Origin of the sequence: Cupriavidus sp. P-10 (assembly GCF_003402535.2) — a bacterium.
Lineage (GTDB): Bacteria > Pseudomonadota > Gammaproteobacteria > Burkholderiales > Burkholderiaceae > Cupriavidus.
In genome coordinates, this window is the sequence record NZ_AP025171.1 from 612,544 (window position 1) to 629,485 (window position 16,942).

The window sequence follows — 16,942 nt, forward strand, 5'->3', positions numbered from 1 at the left end:
CACAGTCACGCCGGCCCGCCTGCGCCGCAGTGCGGGCGGGCGCATCGCTTCGCATTGCCGCTCCGCCGGTGCTGCGCGGAAGACGACAAAAGGCCAATGGCAAGTATCGAGGAGACCGGGCGGCGCATGCCGTCTGCCACCGGCGCCGGCGCCGCAGCGCTGGCCGCCAAGCTGCGTCCGCCGCTGCTGACGCCGTTCCAGGTCGAGCGCACGGCGATCTGCGACACCGTGTGCGCCGCGGACTTCGTCAAGCTCGTGCTGGTGCGCGCGCCCGCGGGCTTTGGCAAGACCACCGCCATGCTGCAGTGCCGTGCGCGCCTGGAAGCCGCCGGCGGGCGTACCGCCTGGCTCACGCTTGACCGCTCCGACAACGATGCCACGCGCTTCCTCGGCTCGATCGAGGCCGCCATCGCGCAGGCACTCGGCGCCGCCGCCCAGCCGCCCCGCTCGGGGCTGGTGCAGGATCCCGGCGAGCAGGCGCTGGCGCTGATCGACCGGCTGGCCAGCCACAGCGGCGCCTTCACGCTGTTCCTCGACGATTTCGAATCGATCCAGAACGCCGCCGTCAGCGGCCTGGTGTGGCAGATGGTCGAAAGCCTGCCACCGGGCTGCCGTGTCGTGATCGGCACGCGCTGGGTGCCGGAGAGCGGCCTGGGACGGCTGCGCGCGCGTGGCGAGCTGCTCGAGATCGAGCCGGCGCAACTGCGCTTCAGCGCCAGCGAGACCGAATCCTTCTTGCGCCATGCGCGCGGGCTCAAGCTGCAGCCGTCCGCCATCAGCGCGTTGCACCGGCGTACCGAAGGCTGGGCCACGGCGCTGTGGCTGGCCTCGGTGGCAATGGAGCGGCGCAGCCAGCCCGAGGGCTTCATCGCCGGCTTTTCCGGCTCCAACGCTGCGATTGCAGACTACCTGGTCGAAGATGTCTTCCTGCACCTGCCCGAGGCGGTGCGGGATTTCCTGTTGCGGACCTCGATCCTGGACCAGCTCTGCGGCCCGCTGTGCGACGCGGTCTGCCAGGCCACTCCGCCATCCGCCGGTGGCGCCGGCAGCAGCGACGAGATCCTGGCCTGGCTGGAGCGCGCCAACCTGTTCCTGCTGCCGCTGGAGAGCGAACGCTACGGCGAGCGCGGCACCGGCGCGGCGCCGGAGCAGTGGTACCGCTATCACAGCCTGTTTTCCGGCTTCCTGCGCGGCCAGCTGGCGCAGTCGATGCCGGAGGCCGTGCCCCAATTGCACCTCGCCGCCTCGCGCTGGTATGAAGCGCAGGGCCGCCCGGTGCCCGCCATCGAGCACGCGCTCGCGGCCGGCGCGCTGGGCCACGCCCTGGAATTGCTGGACGGCGCCGTCGACGACCTGCTGGGGCAGGGCCGCATGCGGCTGCTGACGCGCTGGCTGGAGGCGGTGCCGGCGGAGGAGCTCGCGCGCTGGCCGAAGCTGCAGATCGCGCATGCGTGGGCGGTGTCGTTCACGCGCGGCCCGGCCGACGCGATCGCGCTGCTGCAGGCGATCCCGACCGAGGGTGCGGCCGGCGACCTGCTCGCGCATATCCGCGCGCTGCGCCACGTGCTGCTCAACATGATGGACCGCTTCGACGACGCCCGAGCCTTCGCCCGCAACGAAGTCCCGCCGCTGCCGATGGGCTACGCTTTCCCGGACGCGATCCTGGGCACGTCCATGGCGCGGCTGGCCGCAGTCATCGGCGACTATCCCGAGGCGCGCCGGCTGCTGCAGATCGCGCGCCAGGCGGTGCGTGGCTCGGACAGCAACTTCAACAAGATCTTCTCGGAATCGGTGGAGGGCCTGATCGACCTGCGCCAGGGCCGGTTGCAGCAGGCGCTGGCGCGCTTCCGCATCGCCGCGCGCACGATGCTGCCGAACCGCTTCGGCCCGACCAACGGCAATGCCATGGCCGGCATCCTGCTCGCCGAAGGGCTGTACGAGAGCGGCGATACCGAACGCGCCAGCCGGCTGCTTACCGTGTATTTGCCGCTGTCGCGCGACCTCGGCCTGCCGGACCAGATCATCACCGGCCACACGGTGCTGGCCCGCATCGCCTTCGAGCGGGGCGAAGCCGACCAGGCGCACGAATGGCTGGCGCAGCTGGAGGCGCTCGGCCACCACCGCGGGCTGACCCGGCTGGTGATGGCGGCAATGCTGGAGCGCGCGCGGCTGGCACTGCGCCAGGGCAATGTGCACGCCGCGCAAGAGGCGATCGAGCGAGCCGCCGATCCGGCGCTGTGGCGCACGCGTCCGGGCGTCAGCTCGTTTGCCAGCGACGTCGAGGACATCTTTGTCGGAAGGCTGCGGCTGGATGTACACGCCCGCCCCGGGGCACAGGTGCGCGAGGCGATCGAGCGCGAACTGGCGGCCGCGACCAGCAACCAGCTGATGCGCCGCGCGCTCAAGCTGCGCATCCTGCTGGCGCACGCGTGCCAGCGCAACGGCGACGGCGCGCATGCCCTCGTGGTGATGGGGGAGGCGTTGCGCTTCGGCGCGGCCGAGGGCTTTGTGAGGATTTTTGCCGACGAAGGCGACGACGTGCGCCGGCTGGTGGCCGATGCCTGCGCTCGCCAGGGCGCCAGCCTGCCATCCGCCTACGTGGGAAAACTGCTGCAGGCATGCGGCCAGCAAGCCGGTGACACGCCGGCCGGCGCGACCGGACGGCCCGCACCGCCGGCACTGGTGGAGCCGCTGACGCCCAAGGAGCAGAAGGTGCTGCAACTGCTGGCCGAGGGCTTTTCCAACGTCGCCATGGCCGAGCGCCTGTTCGTGTCCGAGACCACGGTGCGCACGCACCTGCGCAATATCAGCGCCAAGCTGCACGCCAGCAACCGCACCCAGGCAGTGGCGATCGCGCGGCAGCTGGGCCTGCTCTGAGTCGGGCGCCGCGCGCGTGACTGCGCGCGGCGCCTGGGCCCGGATGCCGACTCAAATGCCGATGAACTCGGCGAACTCCGTCAGCGGCGCACGCGCCGCGCGCAACTGGTTGGCCGGCGCCTCGGGATCCTCGTAGCCGATCGCCATGCCGGTGAACAGCATGCGCTCGGCAGGCAGTTGCAGGAAGCTGCCGATGGTCTCCGGATACATCGCCCAGCATTCCTGCGCGCAGCTGTCGAGCCCTTCTTCGCGCAGCAGCAGCATCACGGTCTGCAGGTACATGCCAAGGTCCGACCACTGCGGCGGGCCCATGCGCCGGTCCACGGTGCAGAACAGCGCCAGCGGCGCGCCGAAGAAGGTGAAGTTGTTGGCGAACTGCGCCAGCCGCCGCGCCTTGTCTTCGCGCGGGATGCCGAGGTAGTGGTAGAGCGCCTCGCCCACCTCGAAGCGCCGGTCGCGGTAGGGCGCAACCAGCTCGGGCGGGTAGACGTGGTATTCGCGGTCTTCGCCCTTGGGCGTGTGCGCGATGCGCTCGCGCATGATGCCGCGCAGGCGCTCCAGCGCCTCGCCGCCGATCACGTGGACATGCCACGGCTGCAGGTTGCCGCCCGACGGCGCGCGCGCCGCGGCATCGAGCACGCGGCGGATGGTGTCGGCTGGCACGGGCTTGTCCAGGAAGCCGCGTACGGACTTGCGGCTGGCGACGGCTTGACTGACTTTCATGCTGACTCCGGAAGGGTACGGTGGGGGCGCTGGCTTCAGGCGCTTCAGGTGCTTCAGGCGAACGGCGGTTCGCCGCACCAGTCGAAGAAGTCCGGCAGGTCTTGCGAGACGGTGTCGGGGAACGCGGCAGGTCGCTTCTCCAGGAACGCGCTGACGCCTTCCTTGACGTCGGCGGAGCGCCCGCGCGACTGGATCGCCCGGCTGTCGAGCTTGTGCGCCTCCATGGGGTGGCTGGCTCCGGCCATGCGCCAGATCAGCTGGCGCGAGATCGCGACCGACACCGGCGCGGCGTTGTCGGCGATCTCCCGCGCGATCGCCCGCGCTGCCGGCAGCAGGTCTTCGGGCGCATGCAGCGAGCGTACCAGCCCGCGCTCATGCGCCTCCTGTGCCGAGAACACCCGGCCGGTATAGCACCATTCCAGCGCCGTCGAAACGCCGACCACGCGCGACAGGAACCACGACGACGCGGCCTCCGGCGTAATGCCGCGGCGCGCGAACACGAAGCCGAACTTGGCGTCGGTCGACGCCAGCCGGATATCCATTGGCAACTGCATGGTCACGCCCACGCCGACCGCGGCGCCGTTGACCGCGGCAATCACCGGCTTGAGGCTGCGGAAGATGCGCAGCGACACGCGGCCGCCACCGTCGCGGTGCGCCGTGTCCGGGCTGGCGCCATAGCGCTTCTCGAAATCGAAGGTCGAGCCGCCGCCGGACAGGTCGGCGCCGGCGCAGAAGGCGCGGCCCGAGCCGGTGACGATCACCGCACGGACGTTGTCGTCGGCATCGGTGGCGTCGAAGGCGGCAATCAGGTCCTGCATCATCTGCGCGGTGAAGGCGTTGAGCTGGTCCGGGCGATGCAGCGTGATGGTGGCGACACCGTCTTCGACGGCGTAGCGCAGGGTTTCGAACGAAGGCGGGGCTTGCGTCATGGCGACTCCTGCAGGGGAAGGGGGGGCGAAAAATGCCGGGCCCGGGGGCCGCGAGGGTGCGGGCCGGCGTGCGGGGACAGCCAACACTAGTGCAGAATGCGCCGCCCGCAATCGTCGCTTCCGACGAAGCCTCGCGCAGGCCCGCGCCGTAGACTGGCCCGAACGCCGGCAAGGCCCGCTAGCTGACAGCAAAAGGACAATCATGAAGACTCGAATCACCGAACTGCTTGGCATCCGCTACCCCATCATCCAGGGCGGCATGCAATGGGTCGGCTACGCGGAAATGGCCGCGGCCGTCTCCAACGCCGGCGGGCTGGGCATCCTCACCGCGCTGACGCAGCCGACCCCCGAGGCGCTGGGCGAAGAAATCCGCCGCTGCCGCGATATGACCGACAAGCCATTCGGCGTGAACCTGACGCTGCTGCCTTCGATCAACCCGCCGCCGTACGCGCGCTACCTCGACGTCATCATCGAGAACGGCGTCACGGTGCTGGAGACCGCGGGCAACAACCCGAAGGAACACATCGCCCGCGCCAAGGCTGCCGGCATGAAGGTGATCCACAAGTGCGTGGCGATCCGCCATGCGCTGTCGGCCGAGCGCCTGGGCGTCGACGCGGTGTCGATCGACGGCTTCGAGTGCGCCGGCCACCCCGGTGAGGACGATGTCCCGGGCATGGTGCTGATTCCGCTGGCGGCACGCAAATTGTCGGTGCCGGTAATCGCCTCGGGCGGCATTGCCGACGGCCGCGGCATGGCCGCCGCGCTGGTCCTGGGCGCCGAGGGCGTGAACATGGGCACGCGCTTCTGCGCCACCCAGGAAGCGCCGATCCACGACAACGTCAAGCAGGCGCTGGTGCAGGCCAGCGAGCGCGACACCAACCTGATCTTCCGCACGCTGCACAACACCGCGCGCGTGCTGAAGAACGCCGTGTCGGATGAAGTCGTGAGCATCGAGCGCCGCCCCGACGGCGCGCAGTTCGAAGACGTCAAGCATCTCGTTGCCGGCGTGCGCGGCAAGGCCGCGCTGAAGGCGGGCGAGACCGATGGCGGCATCATCAGCGCCGGCCAGTGCGTGGGCCTGATCGACGACGTGCCGAGCTGCGAGGAACTGCTCGCGCGCATGGTCCGCGAATGCCGCGAGCACCTTGGCTCCGCCTCGCGCTGCTTCGCCTGACGCCATGGCCGAAGCCGGAATCGAGGCGGCAATGCCGCAAGCGGCCGACAGCACCGGTGGCATGGCCGTGCCCGAGGGCTTCGTGCCGCTGCCGCAACCGGGCGGCTACATGGCCAACTTCGGCCAGCTCTACCTGAACCGCGAACGCCGCACGCTGGCGGTGCGCATCGACGAGAGCCATCTCAACAACCTGGGCATCCCGCACGGCGGCATGCTGGCGACGCTGGCCGATACCGCCATCGGCATGATGATGTCGCTGGAGACCGGCCGCGAGAAGAGCGCGGTCACCGTCAACCTGAGCCTGGACTTCCTGGACTCCGCGCGGCTGGGCGACTGGGTCGAGGCGCGCGTGGAGTTCGACAAGCTCGGCTCGCGGCTGCGCTACGGCACTTGCCGGCTGGTCAGCGGCGAGCGCTGCCTGCTGCGCGCCACCGCGATCTTCGCGGTGCTCGGCCCGCGCAGCTGACACCGCCCTGAGTTCGCCCTGAGTTCGCCCTGAGTTCGCCCTGAGGCGGCCGGCTAACTTCGTCGCTTCCGACGACGCTGGCCGGCCGGCCCGGGACAACAATACGGGCCAACCCTGCCGGCAGTCGCCGGCACCCCGCATCAAGCACCGGCCGGTCGCGGGGCGGCTGGCACCGAACAAGGAGATCACATGGCAGAGGCATATATCGTCGCCGCGGCACGGACCGCCGGCGGGCGCAAGGGCGGCAAGCTGTCGGGCTGGCATCCGGCCGACCTCGCCGCGCAGGTGCTCGATGCGCTGGTCGAGCGCACCGGCGCGGATCCCGCGCTGGTCGAAGACGTCATCATGGGCTGCGTCAGCCAGGTCGGCGAGCAGGCCGGCAACGTGGCGCGCAACGCCATCCTCGCCTCGCGGCTGCCGGAAAGCGTGCCGGGCACGTCGGTCGACCGCCAGTGCGGCTCGTCGCAGCAGGCGCTGCACTTTGCCGCGCAGGCGGTGATGTCGGGCGCGATGGATATCGTGATCGCGGCCGGTGTGGAAAGCATGACGCGCGTGCCGATGGGCCTGTCGTCGCAGCTGCCGGCCAAGAACGGCTTTGGCGTGCCCAAGAGCCCTGGTATCGAGGCGCGCTACCCCGGCGTGCAGTTCAGCCAGTTCACCGGCGCCGAGATGATCGCGCGCAAGTACAACCTGTCGCGCGAGCAGCTCGATGCCTACGCGCTGCTGAGCCACCAGCGCGCGGCGGCAGCGACCAAGGCGGGTCGCTTCAATGCCGAGATCATCCCGGTCGAAGTGCGCACCGCCGACGGTGCCAATGGCGAAATGCATACCGCCGACGAAGGCATTCGCTATGACGCCACGCAGGAAAGCATCGGCGCGGTCAAGCTGATCGCCGAAGGCGGCCGCGTGACCGCTGCCTCCTCGAGCCAGATCTGCGACGGCGCCGCTGGCCTGCTGGTGGTCAACGAGGCTGGCCTGAAGAAGCTCGGCGTCAAGCCACTGGCGCGCGTGCACCATATGACCGTGATCGGCCACGACCCGGTGGTGATGCTCGAAGCGCCGCTGCCGGCCACCATGCACGCGCTGAAGAAGGCCGGCATGAGCATCAACGAGATCGACCTGTTCGAAGTCAACGAAGCCTTCGCGCCGGTGCCGCTGGCCTGGCTGCAGGCGACCGGCGCCGATCCGGAGCGCCTCAACGTGCATGGCGGCGCGATCGCGCTGGGCCATCCGCTGGGCGGCTCGGGCGCCAAGCTGATGACGACGCTGGTGCATGCGCTGCATACGCACGGCAAGCGCTACGGCCTGCAGACCATGTGCGAAGGCGGCGGGCTGGCCAACGTGACCATCGTCGAACGCCTGTAAGGCGTGGGCGCCTGTGTCGGGCGCCTGAGGCAGGAATGCGGCAGTAACAGGTAGTAAAGGGAGAAGGACCGGCGGCGCGGGCATGTCAAACTGCCCGCGCCAGTTGCCGGAGCGCAGTTGTTGGAGCGATTACCACCGCGTTCACGCCAAAGAGAAAACCCGCCGTCAGGCGGGTTTGTCGTTGTTGCGCGGGGTGCCTGTGGCTTTCAGGCAAAGGTCAGTGCGCTACGGCGTTCCGGCCGATCCAGGTGCGGGATGTTGTTGAAGCTCAGCAAGCGCTGCACGCCGCGGCCGACGATGATTTCGCAAAACGCGGTATTGCGGAACTGCAGGTTCATTTCGATGGCGCTGGCCGCGGGGGCACCGAGCAGGTCGGCCGTGGCGCGGCCGATGGCGCCGCCGGAACTGACCACGAGGATGGCGTCTTCACGTGTGGTGCCCTCGCAGGCCTGCGCCAGTGCGCCGGAGATGCGTGCGCCGAAATCTCCCCAGCTTTCGGTCATGTCGGCCAGGCCATCCTGGGTCCAGGCGTGGTAGGCGGCGCGGAACGTGCGCCAGTAGTCGTTGTAGTCGCCGTTCTGGTGGGCGCGGTGGTCGGCGCCGCCGGTGTGGCAGCGGTATAGCGCCTCACCGTCGTATTCGTTCAGGCCCACATGGGTCGCGATCTGCGTTGCCGGCTCGCCCATCGCCGTCAGGATTTCACGGGCAGTGTCTTGCTGGCGCACCAGGCTGCCAGCCGCCACGCGCGCGAAACGGACGCCGCGCTCGCTGAAGTACTCCCCCAGCCAGCGCGCCTGCTGGCGGCCGGTCTCCGACAGGCAATCGTAGTTGGCGGCGCCAAACGAGGCTTGTCCGTGACGGACGAGGAAAAGCGTGGCCATGTGCGGTCTCAGTAGGCATAGAAGCAGTCAGCGTGGACGCATTCTAGAGAGACCGTGCGCCGCCGCCAAGCAAGCCCTACGGAATTCATAGCCGCCATGGGCGCGCTGCATTACCGCGCTGTTTTACTGCATCAAGCGGCGTCGGCGGCATTCGGCGGCGGTAGCGGCGTCATGCCAGCGCGTTGTCAGTGACGCCGAGGTAGCCCGCCATCATGCGGCTCAGTTCGGGGATCATCCGTTCATCGTCGAGATGGAGCGGCCCGGAATCATTCAGCAGGGCATTGACCAGCACGCTGAAAACGGCCTGCATGGCAAAGCGCACGCGCAGCTCGGCGATATCCGCGGGTAGCGACAGCCGTGGCACCAGCAGTTGCACCATGCGCTCGACGATCGCTTCGCCGCTCTGCCGGTGGGGCTGCCACTCTTCCGGCTTCGTCGACGCATGCCGCAGCGAAGCGCGCATCACGCCGCGATTGGCCAGCGTGCCCAGCACCATGAAGCGCGCGGCCTTGTCCAGCAGCACGGAGGTCGGCACGTCTTCCCAGCGCTCCTGTGCGAGGTAGCGTTCGATCGATGCCGACGTTTCCTCCATTACCAGCGCGCGCAACGCCTCGAAAAAGGCCATCTTGTCGCGGAAGCGGCCATAGAAGGCGCCGACCGACACCTGGCACGCAGCGGCGATCTGGGCCACCGAAACCGCGGCGAAATCGCGCTTCGCCAGCAATTCGCGGCCTGCGCCGAGCAGGGCCTGCTCGGTTTCGCGCGCGCGCCGCTGCCGTGGCGGCTGCAGGATCGAAGGCGTATCGATACGGGGAAAGGAGGAGGTGGCCGAAAGGCCGGACGACGTCGCTGGCATAGGGATTTTCCGTATTCGAATTCGGATTCGCTTTTGAAAAATACCGGTGCGCGCCGCGCTGCGTCAAGGCTTTTGTCGGGTGGCCGGTTGCTGCCAACGGGTGGGTGGCCACACATGCGCGCACGGCACGCATGCCCGTTGCACCGCGTCGCGGATGCCCTGGCGGGCAGCATCAGAGCGAGCCGAACACCACGCCGAGACCATATGTGAACGAAGCGGCCATGCCGCCGATCAGGATCTGCCGCTGCGCTGAAAACCGATGTTTCGGCGTTTTGGTCGTGTCACCGCAATTGTCAGCGGAAGCGCGGACTGAGGTCGTCGCGCATCCAGTCGATAAACGCGCGCGTGCGCGCCGGCAGCAGGCGCGCATGGGGATAGATCAGCGACAGCGGCCAGGCCGGCTGCTCGAACGTCTCCAGCACGATGCGCAGCTTGCGCGCCTGGACCAGCTCCACCACCTGGTACGAAAGAAAGTTGCCAAAGCCGGCGCCCTCCGCGCAAGCGGCCACGGCGGGCGCGGTCTGGTTGAACTCGAGGTTACCCGTCACCTGCACCTGGAACGGCTTGCCGTTTTCCTGGAACGTCCACCAGTGCGCGGCATTGCCGGTGAAGCGCACGCAATTGGCGCGCGCGAGGTCGTCGGGGTGGCGCGGCATGCCATGCTTGCGCAGGTAGGCGGGGGTGGCCACGACCACGCGGCGGATATGGCCGACCGGCTGCGCCACCAGTGTTGAATCCGCCAGCGGGCCGATGCGTACGCCCACGTCGAGTTCTTCTTCCAGCAGGTTCACCACGCGGTCGGTGAATTCCATGCGGCAGCGCACGCGCGGATAGCGCTGCACGAAGCGCGTGACCGCCGGCGCGATATACATCTGGCCGAACAGCACTGGCGCGGTCAATGTGAGCTGGCCGCTGGGCTCGACATGGCTGGCGGTCAGGCCGGCCTCGACTTCATCGATGGTGGCCAGGATGCGGCGGCAGCTGTCCAGGTAGCTGCGCCCTTCGCCGGTCAGCGACAGCCGCCGCGTGGTGCGGTTGAGCAGCCGCACCTGCAGCTCGGATTCGAGCGCGGCCAGTGTGCGCACCACCGCGGGCAGGGAGGTGTGCAGCGTCGCCGCGGCGGCCGTCAGGCTGCCCGCGTCGACGATCCGCACGAAGGTCTGCATGGCTCGAAGCTTGTCCATGGCGCCACACATTACTCCAATTTTTGGAGTAGTCAATTATCAAGTACCCCATTTATTGCATCGCCTTCCGCGTCCAGAATCCGGCTATCCCAACCCCCGAGGAGTGTGTCATGCAAGCCGCCAGCCATCCCGCCGAGCCCCGCGTTCCGCTCGTCCTTTACCGCTCGCCGCTGTCGGGCCACGCCCATCGCGCCGAGTTGTTTCTGTCGCTGCTGGGATTGCCGTACCGGCTGGTCGACGTCGACCTGCGCGGCGGCGAACAGCATCGCGAACCGTTCCTGCGGCTCAACCCCTTCGGCCAGGTGCCGGTGCTGGACGACAACGGCGTGGTGCTGGGCGATTCCAACGCGATCCTGGTCTACCTGGCCTCGCGCTACGACGATGGCCGCTGGCTGCCGCGCGACCCGGTCGGGATGGCGCGGGTGCAGCGATGGCTGTCGGTGGCCGCTGGTGAAATCGCCTTCGGTCCCAATGCTGCGCGCCTGGGCGTGCTGTTCGGCCGGCCGGTGCCACTGGAGGACGCCATCGCCCGCGCGCAGCGGTTGTTCGTGCTGATGGAATCCCTGCTGGCCGAGCAGCCGTTCCTGGCCGCGGCCCATGCCACGCTCGCCGACGTCGCCGCCTACAGCTACATCGCCCGCGCCGAAGAAGGCAACGTGCCGCTGGCGCCGTACCCAGCGCTGAATGCGTGGCTACGCCGCATCGAAGCGCTGCCCGGCTTCGTGCCGATGATCGTATCCCGGCCCGGCCGGGCTGCCTGAGGCCGGCTAAACCCAGGGCCGCCGCGCGAGCGCCGGCCGCACTGCCAAGGAGTCCATCATGGAACTGCCCGTCTGGCCGCATGCCGGCCTGCCTTTCCACTCTGGGGAACTGGTCGCGCAGGAGCGCGCCGGCAAGCGCGAACGCATGGCGACGGCCGGCGGGCGGGTGATCCGCGGCGAGATGCCCGAACAGCATCGCGACTTCTTTGCCCAGTTGCCATTCCTGCTGGTCGGCGCGGTCGATGCCGTCGGCCTGCCGTGGGCATCGGTGCTCGCCGGCGCGCCCGGGTTTGCTCACAGCCCTGACTCCACGCACTTGCGCATCGATGCCCTGCCACTGCCCGGCGATCCGCTGGAACACGCTCTGGAACACGGCGCCCGCATCGGCTTGCTTGGCATCGAGCTCCCCACGCGCCGGCGCAACCGCATGAATGGCATCGTGGTCGCGCTTGACCAGGGCGGGTTCACGGTCGAGGTCGAGCAAAGCTTCGGGAACTGTCCGCGTTATATCCAGCTGCGCGAAGCCACCGCGGCCGTGCCGGGAACGCCCATGCCGGCCTCGCACGGCACGACGCTGGATGACGAGGCGGCAGCATGGCTGCGCGCGGCCGATACGCTTTTCATCGCCACCAGCCATGCCGCCTCGGCGGAGGAGGGCGAGCACACCGGCGGCGTCGATGTGTCGCATCGCGGCGGCAAGCCGGGCTTTATCCGCGTGGACGACGGTGGCACGCTGACCTTCCCGGATTTCAACGGCAACAACTTCTTCAATACTGTTGGCAACCTGCTGGCGAACCCGCGCGCCGGGCTGGTGGTTCCCGATCTTGCCGAAGGCGCACTGCTCCATGTCGGCGGGCATGCCGAAGTGATCTGGGATGGCGCCGAGCTGGCAGCGTTCGCCGGGGCGGAGCGGCTGGTGCGGCTGCATGTCGAGCGGGTGGTGCGGCGCCCGTCGGTGCTGCCGACGCGCTGGCAGTTGCGCGAATACTCGCCGGGGCTGGCTGCAACGGGAGCCTGGCCGGCGGTTTGAGCGGTGCGCCTCACTCTGCGACGGGCGGGCGGACCCGATCCCGCTGGCCGTGGGGCATCTAAAGGCGCCGTGCTTCCGGTCAGCCGTGTCTGCGGTATTTCAGTGCGGCACAGTGGCCGACCAGCGTGCTGATGCAGCAGGCATCGCCGCTCCATTCGCCGCCGATGACGATGCCGTCCGGGCCCGCGATCAGCTTGCGCTGGCAATGGCCCGGCACCGGCGTGCGCTCCATCCCGGCATCGCGGGGGCCGCTTCCTGGCGGGCGCGCTGCCGGGATGGTCTCGTTCCAGACGTAGGCAGTGCCGGACGGCATCGCCTGAACCGCCTGTGGCGGTCCCCACTGGCGCTTGGCCTCGTCGACAGATACGTTCTTCCAGGAGTCGAAGATGTCCTGCATCGCGCCGCCGCCCAGGCTGGCACACGCGCCGGTGAAGGCCCCGGCCCAGAGGATGGCCAGGCACGCGCGCAAGCGCACAGGGCCACGGGCCGTTTCGGCAGGTCGGAACAGGTTGGCAGGCATGGACACTCCGCATCGGCGCGCCCGGCGGCAAGGGCAGGTCCGTCGAGACTAACGGAAGGGCGCGCTTGCTCACAAGCACGGTCTGCGCGCCAGCACACACACCCGGCAGCCGGCGGCGCGGTTCAGTCGGCGAACAGGTCCAGGGTTTGCTGTCCGGCCACGCGGGTGGGCCTGCGTGGGGCGGGCCCGGATGCGGCGCGCGCCGGCCGCACCACGTCCTGCGGCATGGCCGGCGGAGTCAGCTCGAACAGGCTCGCTACCGGCAGCGGGACCGTTTCCGGCATCCACTGTGCCATGCGCGGGGCCAGGATATGGTAGGTGTCCAGGTCGAAGTGCGCCGGTGCATCGGCCAGTGCGCGGGCCTCGTCCAGCGTGGCTGCGCAACCCAGATAGCACCAGTCGCTGGCGACATGCCACCACGCGCGTCCGGCATGTTCCTCGCGCCATGCCACGGGGCCATCGAAAGGCCACGCCACCAGTGCCAGCGTTTCCAGTGCGGTGGCCATCCGGGCGCGGTGCGCGGCGGACGGCTCGGCGCCGACGCATGCGCCGGCGCAGCGGTGGACCTGCCGCGCGAAGCAGGGGCTGCCCCGGCGCGTGGTCTTTTCCAGTGACAGCGTTGCCATGCACAATCCGTGTTCTTCGGCCAGCGCACGCAAGCGCGCCTCGGCCGCGCCGCGGCTGCCGAAGGCGCCGAACAGATCGCGGTGCCGGCAGAAATCGGTGTCACGGCTGGTGCGCAGGCGCGGCACTGGCAACTGCGGCGGCAGCTCCCATGCGTAGAGCCGGGCATTGCTGCGCAGCAGCTGGTTATGGACAGGCTGCATCGCCTTGACCAGCCTGGCTTCGAGCAGCAGCGCGCCGGTCTCGCCGCCGGTCTCGCGCCACTCGACCCGGCGCACCAGCCGCGCCAGCCGCATATCCTTGCCGTAGCGGTAGTCCCCGGAGAAATGGGCGCCGATGCGCTGGCGCAGGTGCACGCTCTTGCCTACGTACAGCGGGACGTCGTCGTCGCCATAGAAGATATAGACACCCGGGGTGGCAGGCACGTCTTCCAGCGCGGTCTCGTCCAGACCTGCGGGCAGGCTGGCGCGTCGTACCAGGGAGCGCACTGCGGATTCGACCAGTTCGACCGAATAGGTGTCGTGGATCTTCTGCCAGAACTGCCAGAGCAGTTCGGCATCGGCCAGGGCGCGGTGGCGGCCCTTGGGCGTCAGGCCAAAGCGGGCAATCAGCGCATCGAGGCCATGGCGTTCCACGGATGGGTACAGCGAGCGCGACAGGCGTATCGTGCACAGCACATCCGCACGGAATGTGACGCCGGCGCGCCGGAAGGCATTCTTCAGGAAGCCATAGTCGAAGCGGGCGTTATGGGCCACGAAAAGACGGCCCTGCAGGCGCTCTGCAAGTGGCTCGGCGAGTGACTCGAACGTTGGCTGTCCGCGCACCATTTCGTCGGAGATGCCGGTCATGCGCTGGATAAACGGCGGGATCCCCATGCCGGGGTCCAGCAACGTGTCCCATTCTGTAATCCCGTCCGGGCCGACCTCGACGACGCCGATCTCGGTGATCCGGTCACGCTGGGCATCGGCACCGGTGGTTTCCAGGTCGACGAAAACGATCGGCCGCGACAGCGCCGTGGCGAGCGCCAGGGCATCTGCAAAGTGTTTGCCATCCGCGGGCATGCGCGACGGCAGGTAAGTAGGCATATCCGGCATCAGCCGATTTTAAGTGCCCAGCGATGGCGGCACGAAGAAGTTTTCCGAAACCCCTTGCCAAGCCCGTTGGCGTCGCTTAATATTCGCCCCCTCGCAACACAACGCAGCGCTGCAAGGCAGCACTGGCAAGGGTTGCGGGGTCGACCGGGAGGTTGGCGCAGCGAAGTTTGCAGCGCTGACCGCAGCAAAAAAAGCTTGCTGAAACGGTTGACGAAACGAAGAAAGCTCTGCATAATCTCGTTTCTCTGCTGCAGACAACGCAGCGCGCTGAACGGCAAAGCCGGTGAGCGTAGTTCTTTAACAAACAAACAACCGATAAGTGTGGGCGCTGGGTAGCGGACGCCACTGTCTTCGGACGGTGCTGCTTCACAAGTTATACAGTGCTCGCACAGCAAAACGTGACTGGGTCTTCGGATCTGGTCAGTCAGTTTTCTGAGAGTGAGCGACCGCTCGAAAGAGCGAGGGAGCCGCGAGGCTTCCACACAGAGATTGAACTGAAGAGTTTGATCCTGGCTCAGATTGAACGCTGGCGGCATGCCTTACACATGCAAGTCGAACGGCAGCACGGGCTTCGGCCTGGTGGCGAGTGGCGAACGGGTGAGTAATACATCGGAACGTGCCCTGTCGTGGGGGATAACTAGTCGAAAGATTAGCTAATACCGCATACGACCTGAGGGTGAAAGCGGGGGACCGGTAACGGCCTCGCGCGACAGGAGCGGCCGATGTCTGATTAGCTAGTTGGTGGGGTAAGAGCCTACCAAGGCGACGATCAGTAGCTGGTCTGAGAGGACGATCAGCCACACTGGGACTGAGACACGGCCCAGACTCCTACGGGAGGCAGCAGTGGGGAATTTTGGACAATGGGGGCAACCCTGATCCAGCAATGCCGCGTGTGTGAAGAAGGCCTTCGGGTTGTAAAGCACTTTTGTCCGGAAAGAAATGGCTCTGGTTAATACCCGGGGTCGATGACGGTACCGGAAGAATAAGCACCGGCTAACTACGTGCCAGCAGCCGCGGTAATACGTAGGGTGCGAGCGTTAATCGGAATTACTGGGCGTAAAGCGTGCGCAGGCGGTTTGATAAGACAGGCGTGAAATCCCCGAGCTTAACTTGGGAATGGCGCTTGTGACTGTCAGGCTAGAGTATGTCAGAGGGGGGTAGAATTCCACGTGTAGCAGTGAAATGCGTAGAGATGTGGAGGAATACCGATGGCGAAGGCAGCCCCCTGGGACGTCACTGACGCTCATGCACGAAAGCGTGGGGAGCAAACAGGATTAGATACCCTGGTAGTCCACGCCCTAAACGATGTCAACTAGTTGTTGGGGATTCATTTCTTCAGTAACGTAGCTAACGCGTGAAGTTGACCGCCTGGGGAGTACGGTCGCAAGATTAAAACTCAAAGGAATTGACGGGGACCCGCACAAGCGGTGGATGATGTGGATTAATTCGATGCAACGCGAAAAACCTTACCTACCCTTGACATGCCACTAACGAAGCAGAGATGCATCAGGTGCCCGAAAGGGAAAGTGGACACAGGTGCTGCATGGCTGTCGTCAGCTCGTGTCGTGAGATGTTGGGTTAAGTCCCGCAACGAGCGCAACCCTTGTCTCTAGTTGCTACGCAAGAGCACTCTAGAGAGACTGCCGGTGACAAACCGGAGGAAGGTGGGGATGACGTCAAGTCCTCATGGCCCTTATGGGTAGGGCTTCACACGTCATACAATGGTGCGTACAGAGGGTTGCCAACCCGCGAGGGGGAGCTAATCCCAGAAAACGCATCGTAGTCCGGATCGTAGTCTGCAACTCGACTACGTGAAGCTGGAATCGCTAGTAATCGCGGATCAGCATGCCGCGGTGAATACGTTCCCGGGTCTTGTACACACCGCCCGTCACACCATGGGAGTGGGTTTTGCCAGAAGTAGTTAGCCTAACCGCAAGGAGGGCGATTACCACGGCAGGGTTCATGACTGGGGTGAAGTCGTAACAAGGTAGCCGTATCGGAAGGTGCGGCTGGATCACCTCCTTTCTAGAGGCTTGTGTCTCAAGCCTAGCGTTCACACTTATCGGTTTGTTTGCTGTTACAGCCAAGGGTCTGTAGCTCAGGTGGTTAGAGCACCGTCTTGATAAGGCGGGGGTCGTAGGTTCAAGTCCTACCAGACCCACCAAGTTATCCATGCGGGGGATTAGCTCAGCTGGGAGAGCACCTGCTTTGCAAGCAGGGGGTCGTCGGTTCGATCCCGTCATCCTCCACCATCGCTTCGATGGGTCTGGTTATCTTGGATTGGTGGTCAAATGCAAGCGCTTAAGGATTGAGCGTTTGCATTTGGCATTGCCAAGCGATCGGAACGATCGGCTGTTCTTTAACAATATGGGATGTAGTAAAGGTGTCGCGCGAGCGTTGATGAGACGCTGCAGTACCCAACGCGATACCGGGTTGTGATTGTATCAACCAAAATGTA

The 16,942-nt window shown here is 66.9% G+C and carries 13 protein-coding genes, 2 tRNA genes and 1 rRNA gene; 9 read left to right on the plus strand and 7 right to left on the minus strand.

Annotated features, from left to right (window positions below; translation table 11 throughout):
* Positions 1–96: 96 nt before the first annotated feature.
* A complete protein-coding gene (locus CTP10_RS19880; RefSeq protein ID WP_116323867.1) occupies positions 97–2,877 on the plus strand; it encodes a LuxR C-terminal-related transcriptional regulator in 2,781 nt (926 codons plus the stop codon).
* 51 nt (positions 2,878–2,928) lie between these two features.
* Here CTP10_RS19880 and CTP10_RS19885 read toward each other — a convergent pair whose 3' ends face one another.
* Together CTP10_RS19885 and CTP10_RS19890 are read right to left on the minus strand one after the other, a co-directional pair.
* Positions 2,929–3,600: a nitroreductase gene (locus tag CTP10_RS19885; RefSeq protein ID WP_116323866.1), complete on the minus strand. Its 672-nt coding sequence runs from the start codon at positions 3,598–3,600 to the stop codon at positions 2,929–2,931.
* Positions 3,601–3,653: 53 nt separating this feature from the next.
* Positions 3,654–4,529, minus strand: a complete 876-nt coding sequence (locus tag CTP10_RS19890; protein WP_116323865.1) for a crotonase/enoyl-CoA hydratase family protein — start codon at positions 4,527–4,529, stop codon at positions 3,654–3,656.
* Positions 4,530–4,731: 202 nt separating this feature from the next.
* On the opposite strand from CTP10_RS19890, the gene CTP10_RS19895 reads away from it, so the two are divergent.
* The 3 genes from CTP10_RS19895 (at position 4,732) to CTP10_RS19905 (ending at position 7,534) form a co-directional block, all read left to right on the plus strand.
* Positions 4,732–5,703, plus strand: coding sequence for an NAD(P)H-dependent flavin oxidoreductase (locus tag CTP10_RS19895; RefSeq protein ID WP_116323864.1), 972 nt, complete (start codon positions 4,732–4,734; stop codon positions 5,701–5,703).
* 4 nt (positions 5,704–5,707) lie between these two features.
* The gene (locus CTP10_RS19900; RefSeq protein WP_116323863.1) at positions 5,708–6,169 is read left to right on the plus strand and encodes a PaaI family thioesterase; all 462 of its coding nucleotides are present in this window, start codon (positions 5,708–5,710) and stop codon (positions 6,167–6,169) included.
* Between the two features lie 189 nt (positions 6,170–6,358).
* Positions 6,359–7,534: an acetyl-CoA C-acetyltransferase gene (locus CTP10_RS19905; protein ID WP_116323862.1), complete on the plus strand. Its 1,176-nt coding sequence runs from the start codon at positions 6,359–6,361 to the stop codon at positions 7,532–7,534.
* Positions 7,535–7,740: 206 nt separating this feature from the next.
* Here CTP10_RS19905 and CTP10_RS19910 read toward each other — a convergent pair whose 3' ends face one another.
* The 3 genes from CTP10_RS19910 to CTP10_RS19920 all read right to left on the minus strand — a co-directional run bounded on the left by CTP10_RS19910 (position 7,741) and on the right by CTP10_RS19920 (position 10,467).
* Positions 7,741–8,415 carry a histidine phosphatase family protein gene (locus CTP10_RS19910; protein WP_116323861.1) on the minus strand — a complete coding sequence of 225 codons (675 nt, stop codon included), beginning with the start codon at positions 8,413–8,415 and terminating at the stop codon, positions 7,741–7,743.
* 169 nt (positions 8,416–8,584) lie between these two features.
* Positions 8,585–9,271, minus strand: a complete 687-nt coding sequence (locus CTP10_RS19915; protein ID WP_116323860.1) for a TetR/AcrR family transcriptional regulator — start codon at positions 9,269–9,271, stop codon at positions 8,585–8,587.
* Between the two features lie 293 nt (positions 9,272–9,564).
* Positions 9,565–10,467 (minus strand): LysR substrate-binding domain-containing protein, encoded by a 903-nt coding sequence (locus CTP10_RS19920; protein ID WP_116323858.1) that lies wholly within the window; start codon positions 10,465–10,467, stop codon positions 9,565–9,567.
* Between the two features lie 98 nt (positions 10,468–10,565).
* Between CTP10_RS19920 and CTP10_RS19925 the strand changes: the two genes are divergently transcribed.
* Together CTP10_RS19925 and CTP10_RS19930 are read left to right on the plus strand one after the other, a co-directional pair.
* The gene (locus CTP10_RS19925) at positions 10,566–11,216 is read left to right on the plus strand and encodes a glutathione S-transferase family protein (RefSeq protein ID WP_116323857.1); all 651 of its coding nucleotides are present in this window, start codon (positions 10,566–10,568) and stop codon (positions 11,214–11,216) included.
* Positions 11,217–11,274: 58 nt separating this feature from the next.
* The gene (locus CTP10_RS19930) at positions 11,275–12,246 is read left to right on the plus strand and encodes a pyridoxamine 5'-phosphate oxidase family protein (RefSeq protein ID WP_116323856.1); all 972 of its coding nucleotides are present in this window, start codon (positions 11,275–11,277) and stop codon (positions 12,244–12,246) included.
* Between the two features lie 79 nt (positions 12,247–12,325).
* Here the strand turns inward: CTP10_RS19930 and CTP10_RS19935 are convergent, their stop codons facing one another.
* Together CTP10_RS19935 and CTP10_RS19940 are read right to left on the minus strand one after the other, a co-directional pair.
* Positions 12,326–12,766, minus strand: coding sequence for a hypothetical protein (locus CTP10_RS19935; protein WP_116323855.1), 441 nt, complete (start codon positions 12,764–12,766; stop codon positions 12,326–12,328).
* Between the two features lie 122 nt (positions 12,767–12,888).
* Positions 12,889–14,484 (minus strand): 3'-5' exonuclease family protein, encoded by a 1,596-nt coding sequence (locus CTP10_RS19940; protein ID WP_116323854.1) that lies wholly within the window; start codon positions 14,482–14,484, stop codon positions 12,889–12,891.
* 491 nt (positions 14,485–14,975) lie between these two features.
* On the opposite strand from CTP10_RS19940, the gene CTP10_RS19945 reads away from it, so the two are divergent.
* From CTP10_RS19945 to CTP10_RS19955, 3 genes are all read left to right on the plus strand, one after another.
* Positions 14,976–16,509, plus strand: a 16S ribosomal RNA gene (locus tag CTP10_RS19945).
* Between the two features lie 62 nt (positions 16,510–16,571).
* Positions 16,572–16,648, plus strand: a tRNA-Ile gene (locus CTP10_RS19950).
* A 12-nt stretch (positions 16,649–16,660) separates the two neighbouring features.
* Positions 16,661–16,736, plus strand: a tRNA-Ala gene (locus CTP10_RS19955).
* Positions 16,737–16,942: the final 206 nt, after the last annotated feature.

Bases quoted from the DNA above. Each gene is read 5' to 3' on its own strand.
- CTP10_RS19880 (WP_116323867.1), top strand. From the start codon at position 97: ATGGCAAGTATCGAGGAGACCGGGCGGCGCATGCCGTCTGCCACCGGC.
- CTP10_RS19885 (WP_116323866.1), bottom strand. From the start codon at position 3,600: ATGAAAGTCAGTCAAGCCGTCGCCAGCCGCAAGTCCGTACGCGGCTTC.
- CTP10_RS19890 (WP_116323865.1), bottom strand. From the start codon at position 4,529: ATGACGCAAGCCCCGCCTTCGTTCGAAACCCTGCGCTACGCCGTCGAA.
- CTP10_RS19895 (WP_116323864.1), top strand. From the start codon at position 4,732: ATGAAGACTCGAATCACCGAACTGCTTGGCATCCGCTACCCCATCATC.
- CTP10_RS19900 (WP_116323863.1), top strand. From the start codon at position 5,708: ATGGCCGAAGCCGGAATCGAGGCGGCAATGCCGCAAGCGGCCGACAGC.
- CTP10_RS19905 (WP_116323862.1), top strand. From the start codon at position 6,359: ATGGCAGAGGCATATATCGTCGCCGCGGCACGGACCGCCGGCGGGCGC.
- CTP10_RS19910 (WP_116323861.1), bottom strand. From the start codon at position 8,415: ATGGCCACGCTTTTCCTCGTCCGTCACGGACAAGCCTCGTTTGGCGCC.
- CTP10_RS19915 (WP_116323860.1), bottom strand. From the start codon at position 9,271: ATGCCAGCGACGTCGTCCGGCCTTTCGGCCACCTCCTCCTTTCCCCGT.
- CTP10_RS19920 (WP_116323858.1), bottom strand. From the start codon at position 10,467: ATGTGTGGCGCCATGGACAAGCTTCGAGCCATGCAGACCTTCGTGCGG.
- CTP10_RS19925 (WP_116323857.1), top strand. From the start codon at position 10,566: ATGCAAGCCGCCAGCCATCCCGCCGAGCCCCGCGTTCCGCTCGTCCTT.
- CTP10_RS19930 (WP_116323856.1), top strand. From the start codon at position 11,275: ATGGAACTGCCCGTCTGGCCGCATGCCGGCCTGCCTTTCCACTCTGGG.
- CTP10_RS19935 (WP_116323855.1), bottom strand. From the start codon at position 12,766: ATGCCTGCCAACCTGTTCCGACCTGCCGAAACGGCCCGTGGCCCTGTG.
- CTP10_RS19940 (WP_116323854.1), bottom strand. From the start codon at position 14,484: ATGCCGGATATGCCTACTTACCTGCCGTCGCGCATGCCCGCGGATGGC.